Raw genomic sequence first — 17,823 nt, forward strand, 5'->3', positions numbered from 1 at the left:
GGGGACGGTGCAACGGTGAGCGGCAGCGCCAGCATCGACGACCTGCTCACCTTCGAGGAGGAGCGGCCGAAGCGCGACGACCGTGACCGGGGTGGCCGTGCCGGGCGCGTCTTCCGGGCCCTGGCCGGCAACGCCGCCATGGTCGCCGTACTGGTTGTCGGGCTCCGGGCGGTCGGTCTGCAGATCTCGCTGATGATCCTGATCGCCGGGGTGTTCGCGGTGTCCGCGGTGCGCCGGATCGCGGCCGCCCTCGCGGCGCCACCGCCGCCAGCGACCCGGCGCTCCTCCACCACCCAGTACGACGAGGGCACCTGGAACTGGGGTGCGCGGGACGCGCTGCGCGCCGCCATCAACGGGTGGGAACTCCCGCTGGACTGGTCCACGACGCGACCCGAACGTTTCACCGGGGTCATCCTGCCCCGGCTCGCGGAACTGGCCGACGAGCGGCTGCGCCTGAAGCACGGCGTGACCCGCGAATCCGACCCGGTCCGCGCCCGTGCCCTGCTGGGTGACCGGCTGTGGACGTTCCTGGAAAGCCCGCCCCGCCGCCCTCCGTCGCCGCGCGATCTCGCGGTGATCGTCGCCGAACTGGAGAAGATCTGATGAACGACGTGGACCGGAGCATGTCCGCCGCCGAGGTCGGTCGCCTGGCCCGGGCCGTCCTGGACGCGGTCGGCACCGTCGTGGTCGGCAAGCGGGACGCATTGGAGCTGGTCCTCGCCGGGATCCTGGCCGGCGGGCACGTGCTCCTGGAGGACCTGCCCGGTCTGGGCAAGACGCTCACCGCGCGCTCCTTCGCCCAGGCGCTCGGGTTGGACTTCCGTCGACTCCAGTTCACCCCGGACCTGCTCCCCGCCGACGTCACCGGCTCCTTCCTCTACGACCAGCGCAACGGCGACTTCGCCTTCCGTGCCGGTCCGGTCTTCACCAACCTGCTCCTCGCCGACGAGATCAACCGGACGCCGCCGAAGACCCAGTCCGCGCTGTTGGAGGCCATGCAGGAGAAGCAGGTCTCGGTGGAGGGCGTGACGTACAAGCTGGACGAGCCGTTCCACGTGCTGGCCACCGCCAACCCCATCGAGTACGAGGGCACCTACCCGCTGCCCGAGGCGCAGCTGGACCGGTTCCTGCTGCGGGTCTCCTTCGGCTATCCGGAGCACGAGGAGGAGTGGGAGGTGCTGCGCCGCCGGATGGGCCGCCGCCGCGAGGAGGCCGACATCAAACCGGTAGTCGACGCCGCCACCCTGCGGGCGATGCAGGCCGCCCTGGAGGACGTGGTGGTGGAGGATTCCATCGGCCGGTACATCGTGTCCCTCACCGCCGCCACCCGGGAACACCCGTCGGTGCTGGTCGGCGCCTCGCCGCGTGGCTCGTTGGCGCTGCTGCTGCTGGCTCGGGTGCGCGCGGTGTTCGGTGGCCGGGACTACGTGGTGCCGGAGGACGTCAAGGAGGTGGCGGCACCCGCCCTGGCCCACCGGATCACCCTGCGCCCGGAGATGTGGCTGCGCCGCGTCGACCCGGCCTTCGTCGTGGGTGAGGTGTTGGAGGCGACGCCCGCCCCGGCCAGTGGCGCGCTGCCCAGCTACGCCGCCGGCGGGCTCCGGCGCTGATGACCGGCCCGAGCGTGCCCGAGCCGCGATCCACCGAGCTGGAGTCGACAGCCGGCTGGGCGCCCACCCCGGCGCTCGGCCGCGCGGTACTGCTCGCCGGCCTGCTGCTGGTGGCGGGGGTCCTGCTGGGGCGGGTCGACCTCGTCGTGCTGGCGGCCCCTTTCGCGCTGGGCACCGCGTACGCGCTGCGCCGCCGGCCCACGACGTTGCCGCAGGTCTGGATCACCGCCGGGGACGACGCGCCGCTGGTCGAGGGTGGCGACGTGTCGGCGGCGGTGAGTGTCGGCAATCCGGACACGGTCGACTACGACCTGGTGGTGGTGCGGTCCCGGGTCTCGCCGTGGTTGCGGATCAGCCGTGCCGGCTTCGCCGGTGCCGACGACGCCGCGGCCCCCGACGCCCCGACCGCCGACGCCTCGCCCGCTGCTGGCACGCCCGCCGGCACCGGCCGTTCGGTCGCCGACCGGCCGTTCGTCACCTCGGTGCCCGCCGCCGCGGCGGTGGACCTGGAGTTGGCCGGCCGGGCTCTGCGCTGGGGTCGACACCCGGTCGGTCCGGCCGGCGCGCGGGTCGCCGCGGCGGGTGGCCTGCTCGTCTCCCGAGCGGTGCTCACCGATGCGGTCGGGGTGCGGGTCTATCCGCGTACCGAACCGTTCGAGGCGGTGGAGGCGATGCCCCGCGCCGCCGGCCTGGTCGGCGCGCACCACTCCCGCCGGCCCGGTGAGGGCGGCGAACTGGCCGGTGTGCGGATCTTCGCCCCCGGTGACCGGCTCCGCCGAGTCGACTGGCGGGTGTCGCTGCGCGCCCGGCAGTTGCACGTGGCGGCCACCCTCTCCGACCGGGACGCCGAGGTGGTGGTGCTGCTCGACGTGCTCGCCGAGGCCGGGCGCTCCGGCGGCGTGGACGGCTCCACCTCGGTGTTGGACACCACGGTGCGGGCCACCGCGGCGATCGCCGAGCACTACCTGCACCGGGGTGACCGGGTGTCGCTTCTGGAGTACGGGCCGGGTGCCCGCCGCCTACGCGCGGCCGCCGGTCGCCGGCAGTACCTGACCATCCTGGAGTGGCTGCTCGACGTGCGTGCCGACGCCTCTCAACACGAGCCGTACGACCAGGTCTTCGGCCCGCAGCAGCTCTCCTCGGACGCGTTGGTGGTGGTCCTCACCCCGCTGCTCGACGAGCGGTCGGCGCAGATGTTGGCGCGGCTGGCCCGCGGCGGCCGGTTCGTGGTGGCGGTCGACACGCTGCCGGCCAACCTGACGCCGCCGAAGGATCGGGGCTGGGCCGAGGTGGCGTACCGCCTGTGGCGGCTGGACCGGGAAACCATGATCGGGCAGCTCCGGGAACACGGCGTGCCCGTCGTGCGCTGGGCCGGCGCGGGCAGCCTGGACCAGGTGCTGCGGGACGTGGCGCGGCTGGCGACGGCCCCAAGGGTCGGTTCCCGGTGAGCGCGAGGAGTGAGCCGGGTTTGCGAGCCCCGCAGTCGCGAACGATCGGCGGCCCGGTGAGCGCGAGGAGTGAGCCGGGTTTGCGAGCCCCGCAGTCGCGAACGAACGGCGGCCCGGTGAGCGCGAGGAGTGAGCTGAGATGATCGACGCGGTCACCGGGCGGGTTCGGGCTGCTCAGGAGGCGGTGGCCCGGATCAGCGCCGTTCCGCTGATGGTCCGGGCTGCGATCTTCGTCATCGCGCTGGCCGGGTTGGCGCTGGCGTTTCCCGCCGAGGTGTTGACCGGCCGGCCGCTGTTGTTCCTGGCGGTGGCCGCGCTGCTGCCCGCGGTGGGTCCGCGGCGGCTGTGGCCGACCTTCGTGGCGCTGGTCATGGTCGGTGGCTGGTTGCTCGCCACCGACGGGTACGGCCGGCCGGTGGCGCTGTGGCGGCTGCTCGCCGTCGCCGCGCTGCTCTATCTGGGGCATTCCCTGTGCGCGCTTGCGGCGCTGCTGCCCTACGACGCGGTGGTGGACCCGGAGCTGGTCACCCGGTGGTTGCTGCGGGTGGCGGCGGTGCTGTTGGGTACGGCCGTGCTGGGGGTGCTGCTGTTGCAGGCGGCGGGCCTGGGTGGGGAGGCCGGTCATCAGTGGGTAACCGTGCTGGGGCTGCTGGTGGCGGTGGGTGTCGTCGCGTTGCTGGGTTGGCTGCTGCGGCGTAGGTGAACCCGTGGGACGGCAGGGTTACGCAGGTCACAGGGGTTGTGTTCCGTCACAGATGGGGGGCGCGAGCGGGATTACCTGAGCCGGGCGGGGAAAGATAGATGACGTGAATCCGAAGCGGATCCTTGTGGTGGGTGCCGGGCATGTTGGTCTCTACGCGGCCCTGCGCCTGTCAAAGAAGCTCAGCTCCCGTGAGGCTGAGGTCATCGTCGTGGACCCCCAGCCCCACATGACCTATCAGCCGTTCCTCCCCGAGGCGGCGGCGGGGAACATCTCCCCCCGGCATTCCGTGGTGCCGCTGCGCCGCGAGCTGCGCCGGTGCAAGGTGGTGGCGGGAACGGTCACGCGCGTCGAGCACGACCGCAAGGTGGCCACCGTGCAGCCGATCGTCGGCCCGGCCCGGGAGATCGCGTACGACCACGTGATCGTGGCACCGGGTTCGGTGTCCCGGACGCTGCCGATTCCGGGCCTGCACGAGCAGGGCATCGGGTTCAAGACCATCGGTGAGGCGATCTACCTCCGCAACCACGTGCTGGACCGGCTGGACGTCGCGGCCGTGACCCCGGACCCGGAGGTTCGCCGCTCGGCGCTGACCTTCACGTTCGTCGGCGGCGGTTACGCGGGCATCGAGGCGCTCGCCGAGATGGAGGACATGGCCCGCGACGCGCTGCGCTACTACCCCGAGCTCGAGCCCGAGGACATGCGCTGGGTGCTCGTGGAGGCCACCAACCGGGTCCTGCCCGAGGTCGATCGGGACATGGGCGCCTACACGGTGCAGCAGCTCATGAAGCGCAACATGGACATCCGGCTGGACACCCGCTTGGAGTCCTGCGTCGACGGGGTGGTCAAGCTCTCCGACGGGGACAGCTTCCGGTCCGACACGATCGTCTGGACGGCCGGTGTGAAGCCGTCGCCGATGCTGGACGCGACGGACTTCCCGCGTGACGATCGTCGGCGGGTGACCTGCATTCCCACGCTCCAGGTGGTCGACGGTGACCGGGTAATCGAGGGCGCGTGGAGCGCCGGTGACTGCGCCGCCGTACCGGACCTGACCAAGGAGCCGGGTAACTTCTGCTCGCCGAGCGCGCAGCACGCTGTGCGTCAGGCGGCGCGGATGGCCGACAACATCGCGGCGGTGATCCGGGGTCGCGAACCGGTCAACTACAAGCACAAGCACGCCGGCAGCGTGGCGAGCCTCGGCCTACACAAGGGCGTCGCCCAGGTGTACGGCATCAAGATGACCGGTTGGCCGGCGTGGGTGATGCACCGGACGTACCACATGAGCCGGATCCCGTCGTTCAACCGCAAGGTCCGCGTGGTGGTGGACTGGTCGCTGGCGTTCTTCCTCAAGCGTGAGGTGGTCGCCCTGGGCCAGCTGCACGATCCGCGCGAGGAGTTCGTCGAGGCATCCCAGCCGGTTGGCGCGCCGCGCGTCTGAGCAAACTGGACGAAAGGGCCTCTCCCGATCGGGAGGGGCCCTTTCGCGCTCCTCGGCTCAGACCCGCCAGGTCCAGGCGTCGGCGACGCGGGTGGCCGGACCGTACAACTGTTCCAGGGTCGCCCGCAGGCTGTCGGCGTGCGGCGCGTCGTCGGCCAGCGCCACGCAGGACGCGCCCCAGAAGTCGACGTCCCGGGCGGCCTGCCGGCGCTGCTCGTCGCCGATGGCCGGCTGGTCACCGCGGCGGGCCACGTCGGCGAGCAGGGCGGAGGTGGGCTGCTTGAAGGTGCCCATGGCGGCGGTGCCACCGCGCCCGTACGGGCCGATGAAGAACCCCTCGGGCAGGCCGAAACCGGCGTCGGCGGCGGCCGCCCAGCGCATCGGCCACGGTTCCTTGGGGGTGGGCAGCGGCACCGGCACCAGCACCCCGCCCGGCTGGACGCACTGCCGCCAGTGCCCACCGGTGATGAACTCCGGCACGGCCGGCCGCGCGGCGGTCGGCAGGGGAGTCGGAAAGAGCGGCAGCAGCGCCGCGACGACGGCCAGCGGCACCAGCCGCCCCGCCCGACCGGTGCCGCGTAGTGCCCGGTCGACGGCCAGGACCAGAAGCGTCGCCACGATCGGGAGCAGCGCCAGACCGAACCGCATCGGCAGCGCGCCGTCCACCACCGGCAACCCGGCCAGCAGGGCGTACGGGCCGGGCAGCGCGGTGCGGGTGCCGCCGAACACCACCTCCGGGCCGAGGGAGAGCGCACCCATCACCAGCGCCGCCACCACGCAGGCGCGCACCAGCCGCCGCCGGCCGGCCCAGACCGCGCAGGCCGCGGTGACCAACAGCAGCGGCCAGCCGAGGAACGTGTTGTACTCGGCGGGGCCGGTGGTCAGCCGGGACGCCTCGACGCTGCCGGCGACCGACAGCGGAGAGATCGCCCACCAGCTGCTGAGGTCGGCCGAGAAGTAGGCCGGGCTGAACATGCCGTCGGCGACGCCCTGCGGCCCGGCGAACTGGAACCACAGCGGGTAGCCGAGCACCAGCAGCGCCAGGCCGGCGGCGATCGCCAGCCCGCCGGCGAATCCGGGCAGTGCCCGCCGGGCGAGCTCCCGGTCTGCGACGGCGTAGCTGATCGCCATCACCAACAGTGTGACGGCGCAGAGGAAGAGGACCTCCTCGCCGATGAGGACCTGCGCGGTGACGGCTGCGGCCAGTCCGACGGCAGAGCTGATCATCCGTCGTCGGTCCGGACCGGCCGGCCGGGCGTGGGCCGTCTCGTCGGGTGTCGTTGGGCCTGGGTCGGACGCCCGGAGCAGCCGGACCACCAGCCAGACGATCACCGGCAGCAGCCACTGCGCCGTCATGTGCAGGTGGCTGTTGGACTGCGAGATCATCCCCGGACCAAAGCCGCAGAGTCCACCGCCGAGCGCGGCGGCCAGGCGGCGGGCGCGCAGCGTGCGGTGGAACAGCAGGTACCAGGCGAGGGCGGTGCCGGCCAGGTTGGCGGCGGCGAGCAGCGCGAACGTGGTGGGCGCGCCGAGCAGGAGGGTGATCGGCGCGCAGACCACGCCGAGCGCGATGACGGTGGTGTTAGCCATCAGGTTGACGCCGTCCGGGGCGTTGAGCCGGTCGGTGAGCAGGTGGAAGTCACCGAGCAGCGCCCTCGCGTCGACGGCCAGGAACCATTCGTAGAGCGCCTGGTCCTCGGGGTTGAGCGCCAACGTGCGCCCATCCGGGTCGGGCCACAGCCCGTGGGTCAGCCAGCCGGCCAGCGCCACCCAGACCACCGCGACCAGCAGGTCCGCCCGATGGCGGCGGACGGCGGCCAGCAGCCGGACGGCCCGGGTTCGGCGGTCGACCTGATCGTCGGAGCGGAAGACCTGGTCAGGTGCGGCGTCGGGGGTCGTTGGGGCTGCGCTGGTCACGGCATCGACCCTAATGTGGCCAGCCCGGCGGGGTACGCCGGGTCGCCGCCGACCGGCTACGGTGACACTGCACCCTGCGTGTCGGCGCGCGGGTGCCACCTGCCCGGGTGGTGGAAAGGCAGACACGGCCGCCTTAAAAGCGGCTGCCGAAAGGCGTGCGGGTTCGACCCCCGCCCCGGGCACCGGCCGCCACGGCCTCCGCGTTCCCATTCGTGATCACCAGGAGTGGGTCGGGCAGTTTACTCTTGGGGTGCACGTTCACGTGCAAACGACCCCCTGAGGGAGGCCAGACAGTGAAGACCTCGAACCCGGTGCTCGCCCGGCTCGGCCAGGCGGCCGAGCGGGAGCGCTCCGCCGGGTACGCCCCGGCCGGGCCGTACGGACAGCCCGGCATTCCCCAGCAGTACCCGTCCCAGGCCGGCTACCCGGCCGCGCCGCCCGCCGTGGCGCCCATGACCGTCGACGACGTGGTCGTCAAGACGGTCGCGTTGCTCGGCATCCTCGGCATCACCGCCGCGGCTGCCTGGGCGCTCGTGCCCGACGCGCTGGTCGGCACCGCCTGGATCGGCGCGGCGGTGGTCGGCCTCGTCCTCGGCTTGATCATCTCGTTCTCCCGGATGGCGAACCCGGCGCTCGTGATCGCGTACGCGGTCGTCGAGGGTGTCTTCGTCGGCATGGTCAGCAAGGCGTTCGAGTCGGCCTACGACGGCATCGTGCTCCAGGCCGCCGTGGCGAGCTTCGGCATCTTCTTCCTGATGACCATGATCTACAAGGCGAAGATCATCCGGGCCACTCCGGTCTTCGTGAAGGTCGTGAGCGCGTCGATCGTCGGCCTGGCGGCCGTCATGCTGATCAACCTGGTGCTGGCGCTGTTCGGCGTCAACACGGGCCTGCGTGACGGCAGCCCGCTGGCCATCGGCTTCAGCCTCGTCTGCATCGTGGTCGCCTCGCTGAGCTTCGTGCTCAGCTTCAAGGAGATCGAGGACGGCGTCCGGATGGGCCTGCCCCAGCGCTACTCCTGGGTGGCCGCGTTCGGCATCCTGGTCAGCCTGGTCTGGCTCTACATCGAGATCCTGCGCCTGCTGAGCTACTTCCAGGGCGACGACTGACCTCGTCCGTCCCGTCCGACCGGCGCCCGCCCCCGCTGTCGTGGGGGCGGGCGCCGTCGTCCGCGCCGTTTCACCGCCGCCGCCGGGCCGGGCGGGGCAGAGTGACTGCGGGGGGTACGCGGGCGAAGGAGGCGACGGTGCGCAGCAACAACCCGGTGCTCAACCGGCTGGACGAGACCGGTCGGTTGGAGTCCCGGGTGGTCAGCTCCCGCGACGTCGAGCCGATGACGGTCGACGACGTGGTGCTGCGTACCGTCGGGTTGCTCCTGCTCACCGGGGTGGCCGCGGCGGTGTCCTGGGCGGTGGTGCCCGACGCGGTGTGGCTCGGGGCCGCGCTGGCCGGCTGCGCCCTGGCCTCGATCGTGCTGGTTCTGGTCATCTCGCTGCGGGGGATCACCAACCCGGTGCCGATCGTCGGTTACGCGTTGCTCCAGGGGCTGCTGCTGGGGGTGGCCAGCCGGGCCTTCGAGCAGGTCTACCCGGGGATCGTGGTGCAGGCGGTGGCCGGCACCTTCGGCGTCTTCCTCGGCATGGCGGCGCTGTACCGGGCACGGGTGATCCGGGCGACGCCCCGGCTGGCGCGACTGGTGATCGGCACGCTGCTCGGCATCGCCGTGCTCAGCGTGGTCAACCTGGTGTCGTACCTCATCTCCGGGCGGCCGGGGTTGGAGGTCTACAGCGTCAGCGGGGAGGTCGGCTGGCTGCCGTACGCCTTCTCGGTCGTTGCGATCATCGCCGGTGCGTTCAGCTTCATCCTCGACTTCGACCTCGTCGAACGCTCGGTGCGCGACGGCCGACCCCGCCGGTACGCGTGGCTGAGCGCGTTCGGCCTGGTCACCGGCCTGGTCTTCCTCTACTGGCAACTGCTGCGGCTGCTCAGCTACCTCCGCCGCTGACCGGCCCGGCCCCCGGGCCCGGCGGCATGATCGACTCGGTTTTCCTGATGTCGGGGTGTCCGGGTCACGGTGATGCCCCGGTTTCCGGGAAGTCGAGTCGATCTCGGGCGACGCACGGGCCGGCCGTAGACTCGGCGGCGATGAGCGCAGCAGAGTTGGAGCGGACCGTGCAGTTGCTGGTCCGCCAGGTCGGGCACTGGGAGCAGCCGCGCTGGGCGGCGGCCGCGACAACCGGCAACGTGCCCCGAGCCGACCTGGTGCACAGGTTGGTGCAGGAGATCGCCAATCTGGCCGCCGACGCCGAGGGGCAGCCCCGCCGGACGGTGCCCCGGCTGGACAACGACCTGGCGCTGCCCGACCAGGTGCGGGTGGTGACGGCCGACCTGCTGGCCGCCAGGGCCGACGCCCAGGTGCTGGCGCGGGCCGCCGCCGAGGTGACGGCGACCCGCGGCGCGCTCTAGGGCCGGCCTCGGCTCAGTTCAGCCGCTCCAGCACCATGGCCATGCCCTGGCCGCCGCCGACGCACATCGTCTCCAGACCGATGGTCTTGTCGTGCCACTCCAGCGCGTTGAGCAGGGTGCCGGTGATCCGGGCGCCGGTCATGCCGAACGGGTGGCCGACCGCGATCGCGCCGCCCATGACGTTCAGCTTCTCCTCCGGGATGCCCAACTGCCGGTAGGAGGGGATGACCTGCGCGGCGAACGCCTCGTTGATCTCGACGAGGTCGACGTCGTCGATGGTCATGCCGGCCCGCTTCAGCGCCTGCCGGGACGCCTCGACCGGTCCGAGGCCCATGATCTCCGGCGACAACGCGGTCACGCCCGTGGAGACGATCCGGGCCAGCGGGGTCAGGCCCAGTTCCTCGGCCCGCTGGGCGCTCATCACCACGACGGCGGCGGCGCCGTCGTTGAGGGGGCAGCAGTTGCCGGCGGTGATCCGGCCGTCCGGGCGGAACACCGGCTTCAGGCCGGCGACCGCGTCCAGGGTGACGCCCGCGCGGGGGCCGTCGTCGGTGCTCACCACGGTGCCGTCCGGCGTGGTGACCGCTGTGATCTCCCGGGCCCAGAAGCCGTCGGCGATGGCCTTCTCGGCGAGGTTCTGACTGCGTACGCCGAACTCGTCCATGTCGGCGCGGGTGACGTCGTACACCTGGGCCAGGTTCTCCGCGGTCTGCCCCATGGTCAGGTAGATGTCCGGCAGGTCGCCGGCCTCGCGTGGGTCGGTCCACACCTCGGCGCCGCCCTGCGCGCGGCGCTTCGAGCGCTCGGCGGCCGCCGCGAAGCGCGGGTTCTCCCACCTGCCGCCGACAAGCGCCTGCGCCTCCGGTGGCAGACCGTCGGAGCTGCCGCGGGCGTAGCGGGACACCATCTCCACGCCGGCGGAGACGAACACGTCGCCCTCTCCGGCGCGGATGGCGTGCAGGGCCATCCGGGTGGTCTGCAACGAGGAGGCGCAGTACCGGGTCAGCGTGGCGCCGGGAACGGTGTCCAGCCCGAGCAGGGTGGCCACCACGCGGGCCATGTTGAAGCCCTGCTCACCGCCGGGCAGGCCGCACCCGAGGTAGATGTCGTCGATGGTGGTCGGGTCGAGTTGGGGGATCTTGTCCAGGGCGGCCTGGACGATTGTCGCGGCGAGGTCGTCGGAGCGGACATCGCGCAGGGACCCCTTGTGCGCCCGGCCGATGGGGGAGCGGGCGGTAGCGACGATGACGGCGTCGCGGGACGACTCAATCGGCATGAGCCAACGTTAACCCGCCGGTAACATGACGCGGAAGAAGTGGGCGCGGCGGGAAATGTCACCCCGGCCGGGTGTGCTCTAGCGCCGGGAGGCCACCGCCGCGGCGGCCACGACGGCCGGCAGCAGGGCGTGCGCCCACACCCGGTAGCCGTCGGCCGAGGGGTGGAAGCCGTCGTGGCAGAGCGTCCCCGCGTCGGCCCGGAAGACCGGCCCGGTCTCGGTGGCCAGGTCGACCACCGCGCCGCCCGCCTCCAGCACCGCAGTGGTCTGCGCGCGGGCGATCCGCCGCCCGGACCAGCCGACCAGCTGACGCAGCGGTGGCGCGATGGCGCGTACGGCACCGAGGTCGGGGCAGGTGCCCACCACCACCTCGACGCGTGCCTCCCGCAGCCGGTGCACCGCCGCCGCGAGGTAGGCCGACGCGTCGGCGGGCCGGCGCAGCCCGGTGGCGTCGTTCGCGCCGATCAGGATCAGCGCCACGTCGGGCCGCTCGCCGAGCAGGGCCCGGGCGACCTGGGTGGCGAGGTCCGTCGAGCGGGACCCGGAGACGCCGACGCTGGACAGGTGCACCCGCCGGCCGGTCGGGCCCTCGGCGAGCAGATGGGCCAACTGTCCACCGATGGTGTCCTCGAGGCGGTCGACGCCCACGCCCAGCGCCGAGGAGTCACCGAGCAGCACCAGCCGCAGCGGCGCGGCGTCGGCCCGACCGATGGTGGCCCGCAACGCCAGCCCCAGCTCCGGCTCCGCGTAGCGCCTGTGCCGCGCGACGAACGCCTCGCCGGCCAGTACGGCGGCGCCGCCCACAGTGCCGGCGAGCAGCGAGAACGCCGCCGCCCGACCCAGTCGGCCGGGGAGACCGGCGGTCACGCCTCGCTCGCTGCGCTCGTTCATGCCAGTCCCTCCACTGTCGAGGTGTCCGTCGCGGGGCCGGGCTGCGGCACCGCGTTGACACCGAAGAACGCCCGGCGACGCAGCTGCGCCCACCGGCCGGCCGGCCCTCGGTCGCGGCCCCGGACCTGGGTGCCGCTGACCTCGGTGCCGGCGTGCCGGGCCGCCTCCTGCGCGGCCTGTGGCAGCGACCGTACGCCCTCGCCCCGCGCCGGTGTGGCCCGTCGTTCCGGTCCCGCGCCGAGCGCGGAGAGCATGGTCGGCAGCAGCGCGGCGGCGGCCATCGCGTACCCCTCGGCGGAGGGGTGGAACCGGTCCCAGGCGAACATCCGGTGCGGTTCGGCGGCGAACCGTGGGCCGAGCAGGTCGCCGAGGGACACCGTCCAGCCGCCCGCCTCGACCACCGCCACCGTCTGGGCGGCGGCGAGCTGGCGACTCCACCGGTGCGCCAGCCAGCGCAGCGGTGGTTGGATCGGCCGGATCGCGCCGAGGTCGGGGCAGGTGCCGACGACCACCTCGCAGCCGGCGTCGCGCAGCGCGCGGACCGCCTCGACCAGGTAGCGCACCGCCAGGCCGCGCGGGGTGCGGTTGGTGATGTCGTTGCCGCCGATCAGGATCACCGCGATGTCGGGCGCGCACTCCAGCGCCGCCTCCACCTGGTGCCGGAGCGCCGCGGAGATGGCGCCGACCACCGCGAAGCGGCGCACCTGGACCGGCCGGTGCAGCCGCCGGGACAGCCCGGTGGCCAGCAGCGCTCCGGGTGTCTCCCGGCGGCGGTGCACCCCGTAGCCGGCCGCCGACGAGTCGCCGAGCACGACCATGGTGAGCGGGGGGCCGGGGAACTTCGCGCCGTACATCCCGTCGCAGCGTGGCGGCGGGGCCTCGGCCATCGGGATGGTGCGCCGGGCCTGACGGGCCTGGCCGAGCAGCACCCCGCCGGTCGCCATCGCGGCCGCCGCGGTGGCGCCCGTCCCGATGGCCGCCAGCCGGGCGATCCGCCAGGCGTGCCGCCAGCGCGGACCAACGGGTACGACAGAACCAGCCACCCCCATATGCCGACATTATCGCGCCGGCCCGACACACCGCTGTCGTCGTCCCGGCTCGGGAGTGCCTGGAAACCGACGCGACGGGGTACTTCTGCGGTGGAGGCCGGCCGACTTGCGCCGACCCGCCACGCTGATCCGGCGGAGAGGAGCGCGACGATGGGGAAGACACTGAAGCGCAGCGCGGCGTTCACGGCCCTGGCGCGGGCGCTGGTGGCGGGGGCGCGCGGCGGGCCCTCGCTGGGCACCCGACTGGCGGCGCTGCCCCGGATGATCCGCGCCACGACCCGCGGGGAGTACGACGGTGGCCTGCGGCTGGCCCTGATGACCGCGGCCACGGCGTACATCGTCTCGCCCATCGACGTGCTGCCGGAGATCCCGCTGGCGATCTTCGGGCTGGCCGACGACGCGGTGATGATCACCTGGCTGGCCGGCAGCGTGCTCGCCGAGACCGACCGTTTCCTCGAGTGGGAGGCCCGACGCAGCTCGGTCATCCCCGGGGGGCTGGTGCCCTGACGGCACGTACGCTGGTCGGCGAGGATACGTTCTGCCCGGCCGCCGTTGCCGGCGCCGCGACGAAGGGCACACAGTGCAGTACTACGACAACGTCGTCGACATGATCGGCAACACGCCGCTGGTCCGCCTGCGAAACGTCACCGAGGGCATCCAGGCCACCGTGCTCGCCAAGGTGGAGTACCTGAACCCGGGCGGCTCGGTGAAGGACCGGATCGCGCTGCGCATGGTCGAGGACGCCGAGGCCGCCGGCCTGCTCAAGCCCGGTGGCACCATCGTCGAGCCGACCAGCGGCAACACCGGCGTCGGGCTGGCCCTGGTGGCCCAGCTCAAGGGCTACAAGTGCGTCTTCGTCTGCCCCGACAAGGTCAGCCAGGACAAGCAGGACGTGCTGCGGGCGTACGGCGCCGAGGTGGTGGTCTGCCCGACCGCTGTCGCGCCGGAGGACCCGCGCTCGTACTACAACGTCTCCGACCGGCTGACCCGCGAGATTCCCGGCGCGTGGAAGCCCGACCAGTACAGCAACCCGGCGAACCCGCGTTCGCACTACGAGACGACCGGCCCGGAGCTGTGGAAGCAGACCGAGGGCGGGCTCACGCACTTCGTGACGGGCGTCGGCACCGGCGGGACGATCTCCGGCATCGGCCGGTACCTCAAGGAGGCGTCCGAGGGCCGGGTGAAGATCATCGGGGCCGACCCGGAGGGCTCGGTCTACTCCGGCGGCACCGGTCGGCCGTACCTGGTCGAGGGCGTCGGCGAGGACTTCTGGCCCGAGACGTACGACAGGGGTGTGGCCGACGAGATCGTCGAGGTCTCCGACAAGGCGTCGTTCGAGATGACCCGGCGGTTGGCCCGCGAGGAGGGCCTGCTGGTCGGCGGCTCCTGTGGGATGGCAGTGGTCGCCGCGCTGGAGGTGGCCCGCAAGGCCGGCCCGGACGACGTCGTGGTGGTGCTGCTGCCCGACGGCGGCCGGGGTTACCTCTCGAAGATCTTCAACGACTCGTGGATGGCCCGGTACGGCTTCCTGGACAACTCCGGCGCCGAGCCGACGGTGGCCGACGCGTTGGCCAGCAAGCCGGGCGGCCTGCCCGAGCTGGTGCACGTGCACCCGACCGAGACGGTCCGCGACGCGATCGACTACATGCGCGAGTACGGCGTCTCGCAGTTGCCGGTGCTCAAGGCCGAGCCGCCGGTGGTGACCGGTGAGGTCGCCGGCTCGATCGCCGAGCGGGACCTGCTCGACGCGCTGTTCACCGGTCAGGCCCACCTGCACGACACCATCGAGCGGCACATGGGCGACCCGTTGCCGATGATCGGTGGCGGCCAGCCGGTGAGCGAGGCCGTCGGCCTACTGGAGAAGTCCGACGCCGCGCTGGTGCTGGTGGACGGCAAGCCCAAGGGCGTCCTCACCCGCCAGGACCTCCTGGCCCACCTGGGCGCCCACTAGGTGGTGCAGGGGCGGATGCGCGAGGCTCTTCAGAGGGGGCGGGTGTAGCGGACCTGGGGGGTGAGGGCCGTGCCGATGTGCTCCTCGCGCTCCACACCCGTCGACGTCCAGCCGCCACGCTCGTAGAAGGCGCGAGCGTGAAAGTTGTTCCGTAGCACCCAGAGCACCGCACGACGCCAACCCCGGGCGCGCATGGCGTCCAGGGCGTCCACCATCAACAGGCGGCCGGTGCCCCGACCCTGCTCGGCCGGTTCCAGGTGGATCGCGTTGAGCAGCCCGGTCGCGGGGTCGTCCTCGTCGTCCGGGCCCACGTAACTGAACCCGACCAGCGCTCCCGCGCGCTCGGCGACGGTCAGCCGGTGGGTGTCCCGCTCCCACTGCCACCGTTCGGCCCAGTACCGCCCCATGGCCTCCGGCGTGGGGTCGTCCAGGGCCTCGGGCGGCAGGAAGGCGGAGTACGCGGCGACCCGGGAGCGCTGATGCATGGCGCCCACCGCCATCAGGTCGTCACCGGTCGCGGGGCGGAGCGTGACGGTCACCCGGCCGAGGCTACCCGGCGCGGCGGGACCTGCACGGTGGTCAGGTCCTCGGCGATGACCAGGTCGCCGTCGAAGTGTGCGCGCGCCTCGTCGAGGAACCGGCGGGGGTCGGGATAGCGCTGCGAGAAGTGCGTGAGCACCAGCGTACGTACCCCCGATTCGGTAGCCACCCGCGCGGCCTGCGCCGCGGTCAGGTGGCCGACCTCGGCGGCGAGCGCGGCCTCCGACTCCAGGAACGTCGACTCGATGACCAGCAGGTCGGCGTGCTCGGCAAGGGCGTACACGCCGTCGCAGAGCCCGGTGTCCATCACGAACGCGAACCGCTGCCCCGGCCGGGGCACGCTCACCTCGTCGCGGGTGACGCGACGCCCGTCGAGGTCCAGGTGCCCGACGCGGATCAGCTCGCCGACCGCCGGACCGGCGATGCCGTACGCGGCCAGCTTCTCCGGCAGCATCCGGCAGCCGTCCGGCTCGACCAACCGATAGCCGTACGTCTCGATCGGGTGTCGCAGCCGACGGGCCTCAAGCGTGCCGCTGCTCAGGGCGATCCGCTGACCGTCGGTCTCGATCGGGGTGACCGCCAGCTCGGCCGTCTCGTAGAAGGAGGTGGCGTGCCGCAGGCGGGCGAAGTACTCGCCGCCGCCCGCCGGGAAGTGCACGGCGACCGGGTGCGGCACCCGGTCCAGCGAGAGGCGCTGGATGGTGCCGGGCAGGCCGAGGCAGTGGTCGCCGTGGAAGTGCGTGACGCAGATCCGGGTCAGGTCGGTGGCGGTGACAGTGGTGTGCAGAAGCTGCCGCTGACTGCCCTCACCCGGGTCGAAGAGGATCACCTCGTCGTCCCAGCGCAGCACGTACCCGTTGTGGTTGCGCTGCCGGGTCGGGGCCTGGCTGGCCGTCCCGAGCACCACCAGCTCGCGCATGGACATCGCCGGTCCTCCGGATATGGAGCGACCCCCGGGGCGCTCCGCGCATGTGCGCGGGCCGGCTGGACTTGGCCGGCACCCCGGGGGTCGGGTGGCTGTCGTGGATTCGCCGCACCGCTGCCACACGGTCTCGACGGTCGTACTGGTTGCCCGCCTCGCGGCGGACGGATCACTGTCGAGGACAGCGGCTAGCTGACAGCCACCTCACGAGTCCGATTGCTATACAAGTCTGGACCACCTCCTTTCACGTGTACGGCCACGTTATCGAGTTCTCGCCGGGCTCTGCAACGGATTTCGATCACAGGGCCAAACGGGAATGCCCGGCCACCTCATCGGCAGCCGGGCATCGCGGTCGTACGGGTGGCGGAGGTCAGCCGGCGGTGCGGGCCACGCCCACCGGGCAGCTCAGCCCGTTCGGGCCGTGGTTGCAGTACCCGTTCGGGTTCTTGGTCGGGGCCAGGTACTGCTGGTGGTAGTCCTCGGCGAAGTAGTAGCTGCCGAGCGGGGCGATCTCGGTGGTGATCTCACCCTTGCCGGCCCGGCTCACGATCGGCTGGAACGCGTCCCGGGACGACTCCGCGATGGTCCGCTGCTCATCGGTGGTCGTGTAGATCGCCGACCGGTACTGGGTGCCCACGTCGTTGCCCTGGCGCATGCCCTGGGTCGGGTCGTGGTTCTCCCAGAAGACCTTCAGCAGGTCCTCATACGTGATCTTGCTGGGGTCGTACACCACCTGGACGACCTCGGCGTGCCCGGTCCGGCCGGAACACGTCTCCTCGTACGTCGGGTTCTTGGTGATTCCGCCCGCGTAGCCGGCGGAGGTGGTGTAGACGCCGGGCAGCGTCCAGAACAGCCGCTCGGCGCCCCAGAAACAGCCCATGCCGAAGACGGCGACCTGGAGGCCCTCCGGGAACGGGCCCTTCAGCGGGGTGCCCAGCACCTCGTGGCGGTCGGCGACAGGCATGGCTATCTGCCGGCCCGGCAGGGCCTGCTCGGGCGAAATCATCTCGGCGTTCATACGGCGCAGGAACACGGTGGGACTCCTCTCGTACCTCTCCCAGCGTGTAACACCGGTAGGTCTTCCTTCCTTACCCGCGTCACTGCGACTCAGGCCCCCCGTCACGGGCGGCGGCGATCCGATCGGCGTAGGTCTGCGCCTCGCTGTCGTCGGTGTACCGGGTGCGCGGCCAGAAGAAGCCCCGCAGCCCGTCGCCCTTGGTACGCGGCACCACGTGGGTGTGCAGATGCGGGACGGACTGGGACACCTTGTTGTTCATCGCCACGAACGTCCCACCCGCCCCCAGAGCGGCCTCGACCGCCACCGCGAGCCGCTGGACCAGCGCGAAGTAGCCGGGCAGCAGGTCGGCCGGAAGCTCGGCGAGGGTCACCAGGTGCACACGAGGCACCACCAGCACGTGCCCCTTGAACACCGGACGGGTGTCCAGGAACGCCACCCCGTCCGGTTCGTCCGCGACCCGGAACGCCGGCACGTCACCCGACACGATCCCGCAGAACACGCACCCGCTCATCGCCCCAGGCTATGCGGTTGGCCCTGCGGGACGCGCCCCCCGTGCATCCATCGACTGTGGTAGTCATTTACGGGTCTGAATCATAT

At 72.4% G+C, this 17,823-nt stretch carries 17 protein-coding genes, 1 tRNA gene and 1 pseudogene; 11 read left to right on the plus strand and 8 right to left on the minus strand.

Features of this window, described 5'->3' with window-relative positions:
• Window positions 1-15 precede the first annotated feature (15 nt).
• From ACGFIE_RS11535 to ACGFIE_RS11555, 5 genes are all read left to right on the plus strand, one after another.
• Window positions 16-603 carry a hypothetical protein gene (locus ACGFIE_RS11535; protein ID WP_393293579.1) on the plus strand — a complete coding sequence of 196 codons (588 nt, stop codon included), beginning with the start codon at window positions 16-18 and terminating at the stop codon, window positions 601-603.
• Window positions 603-1,610 carry an AAA family ATPase gene (locus ACGFIE_RS11540; RefSeq protein WP_393293582.1) on the plus strand — a complete coding sequence of 336 codons (1,008 nt, stop codon included), beginning with the start codon at window positions 603-605 and terminating at the stop codon, window positions 1,608-1,610. The genes ACGFIE_RS11535 and ACGFIE_RS11540 overlap by 1 nt, the downstream gene beginning before the upstream one ends.
• On the plus strand, window positions 1,610-3,058 hold the full coding sequence (locus tag ACGFIE_RS11545; protein WP_393293585.1) for a DUF58 domain-containing protein: 1,449 nt from the start codon (window positions 1,610-1,612) through the stop codon (window positions 3,056-3,058). The genes ACGFIE_RS11540 and ACGFIE_RS11545 overlap by 1 nt, the downstream gene beginning before the upstream one ends.
• 142 nt (window positions 3,059-3,200) lie before the next feature.
• On the plus strand, window positions 3,201-3,761 hold the full coding sequence (locus ACGFIE_RS11550) for a hypothetical protein (protein WP_393294629.1): 561 nt from the start codon (window positions 3,201-3,203) through the stop codon (window positions 3,759-3,761).
• Between the two features lie 103 nt (window positions 3,762-3,864).
• Window positions 3,865-5,196: an NAD(P)/FAD-dependent oxidoreductase gene (locus ACGFIE_RS11555; RefSeq protein WP_363678580.1), complete on the plus strand. Its 1,332-nt coding sequence runs from the start codon at window positions 3,865-3,867 to the stop codon at window positions 5,194-5,196.
• 57 nt (window positions 5,197-5,253) lie between these two features.
• Here ACGFIE_RS11555 and ACGFIE_RS11560 read toward each other — a convergent pair whose 3' ends face one another.
• Window positions 5,254-7,113: a hypothetical protein gene (locus tag ACGFIE_RS11560; RefSeq protein ID WP_393293587.1), complete on the minus strand. Its 1,860-nt coding sequence runs from the start codon at window positions 7,111-7,113 to the stop codon at window positions 5,254-5,256.
• Between the two features lie 101 nt (window positions 7,114-7,214).
• Here ACGFIE_RS11560 and ACGFIE_RS11565 point away from each other — a divergent pair.
• The 4 genes from ACGFIE_RS11565 (at window position 7,215) to ACGFIE_RS11580 (ending at window position 9,579) form a co-directional block, all read left to right on the plus strand.
• A tRNA-Leu gene (locus tag ACGFIE_RS11565) sits at window positions 7,215-7,295 on the plus strand.
• 111 nt (window positions 7,296-7,406) lie between these two features.
• Window positions 7,407-8,222 carry a Bax inhibitor-1/YccA family protein gene (locus ACGFIE_RS11570; protein WP_393293590.1) on the plus strand — a complete coding sequence of 272 codons (816 nt, stop codon included), beginning with the start codon at window positions 7,407-7,409 and terminating at the stop codon, window positions 8,220-8,222.
• 137 nt (window positions 8,223-8,359) lie between these two features.
• On the plus strand, window positions 8,360-9,118 hold the full coding sequence (locus tag ACGFIE_RS11575) for a Bax inhibitor-1/YccA family protein (RefSeq protein ID WP_393293592.1): 759 nt from the start codon (window positions 8,360-8,362) through the stop codon (window positions 9,116-9,118).
• 140 nt (window positions 9,119-9,258) lie between these two features.
• Window positions 9,259-9,579 carry a hypothetical protein gene (locus tag ACGFIE_RS11580; RefSeq protein ID WP_393293595.1) on the plus strand — a complete coding sequence of 107 codons (321 nt, stop codon included), beginning with the start codon at window positions 9,259-9,261 and terminating at the stop codon, window positions 9,577-9,579.
• Window positions 9,580-9,592: 13 nt separating this feature from the next.
• Here the strand turns inward: ACGFIE_RS11580 and ACGFIE_RS11585 are convergent, their stop codons facing one another.
• The 3 genes and pseudogenes from ACGFIE_RS11585 to ACGFIE_RS11595 all read right to left on the minus strand — a co-directional run.
• Window positions 9,593-10,855, minus strand: a complete 1,263-nt coding sequence (locus ACGFIE_RS11585; protein WP_393293597.1) for an acetyl-CoA C-acetyltransferase — start codon at window positions 10,853-10,855, stop codon at window positions 9,593-9,595.
• 78 nt (window positions 10,856-10,933) lie between these two features.
• Window positions 10,934-11,746 (minus strand): SGNH/GDSL hydrolase family protein, encoded by an 813-nt coding sequence (locus tag ACGFIE_RS11590; RefSeq protein ID WP_393294631.1) that lies wholly within the window; start codon window positions 11,744-11,746, stop codon window positions 10,934-10,936.
• Window positions 11,729-12,795: pseudogene (locus ACGFIE_RS11595) on the minus strand (SGNH/GDSL hydrolase family protein); the annotation flags it as partial. The gene ACGFIE_RS11590 and the pseudogene ACGFIE_RS11595, both read right to left, overlap by 18 nt.
• A 150-nt stretch (window positions 12,796-12,945) precedes the next feature.
• On the opposite strand from ACGFIE_RS11595, the gene ACGFIE_RS11600 reads away from it, so the two are divergent.
• Window positions 12,946-13,302, plus strand: coding sequence for a YkvA family protein (locus tag ACGFIE_RS11600; RefSeq protein ID WP_393293599.1), 357 nt, complete (start codon window positions 12,946-12,948; stop codon window positions 13,300-13,302).
• A 73-nt stretch (window positions 13,303-13,375) separates the two neighbouring features.
• Entirely contained in the window at window positions 13,376-14,746 is a 1,371-nt protein-coding gene (locus ACGFIE_RS11605; RefSeq protein WP_363678594.1) for a cystathionine beta-synthase, read from the plus strand.
• Between the two features lie 29 nt (window positions 14,747-14,775).
• Here ACGFIE_RS11605 and ACGFIE_RS11610 read toward each other — a convergent pair whose 3' ends face one another.
• The 4 genes from ACGFIE_RS11610 to ACGFIE_RS11625 all read right to left on the minus strand — a co-directional run bounded on the left by ACGFIE_RS11610 (window position 14,776) and on the right by ACGFIE_RS11625 (window position 17,737).
• Window positions 14,776-15,285 (minus strand): GNAT family N-acetyltransferase, encoded by a 510-nt coding sequence (locus ACGFIE_RS11610; RefSeq protein ID WP_393293602.1) that lies wholly within the window; start codon window positions 15,283-15,285, stop codon window positions 14,776-14,778.
• Window positions 15,282-16,211 (minus strand): ribonuclease Z, encoded by a 930-nt coding sequence (locus ACGFIE_RS11615; protein WP_393293604.1) that lies wholly within the window; start codon window positions 16,209-16,211, stop codon window positions 15,282-15,284. Before ACGFIE_RS11615 ends, ACGFIE_RS11610 begins: the two co-directional genes overlap by 4 nt.
• A gap of 367 nt (window positions 16,212-16,578) precedes the next feature.
• Window positions 16,579-17,241, minus strand: coding sequence for a peptide-methionine (S)-S-oxide reductase MsrA (gene msrA, locus ACGFIE_RS11620; protein ID WP_393293606.1), 663 nt, complete (start codon window positions 17,239-17,241; stop codon window positions 16,579-16,581).
• A gap of 64 nt (window positions 17,242-17,305) precedes the next feature.
• Window positions 17,306-17,737, minus strand: a complete 432-nt coding sequence (locus ACGFIE_RS11625; RefSeq protein WP_393293608.1) for an HIT family protein — start codon at window positions 17,735-17,737, stop codon at window positions 17,306-17,308.
• Window positions 17,738-17,823 lie beyond the last annotated feature (86 nt).

This window comes from Micromonospora sp. NPDC049275 (genome assembly GCF_043197115.1).
GTDB lineage: Bacteria > Actinomycetota > Actinomycetes > Mycobacteriales > Micromonosporaceae > Micromonospora.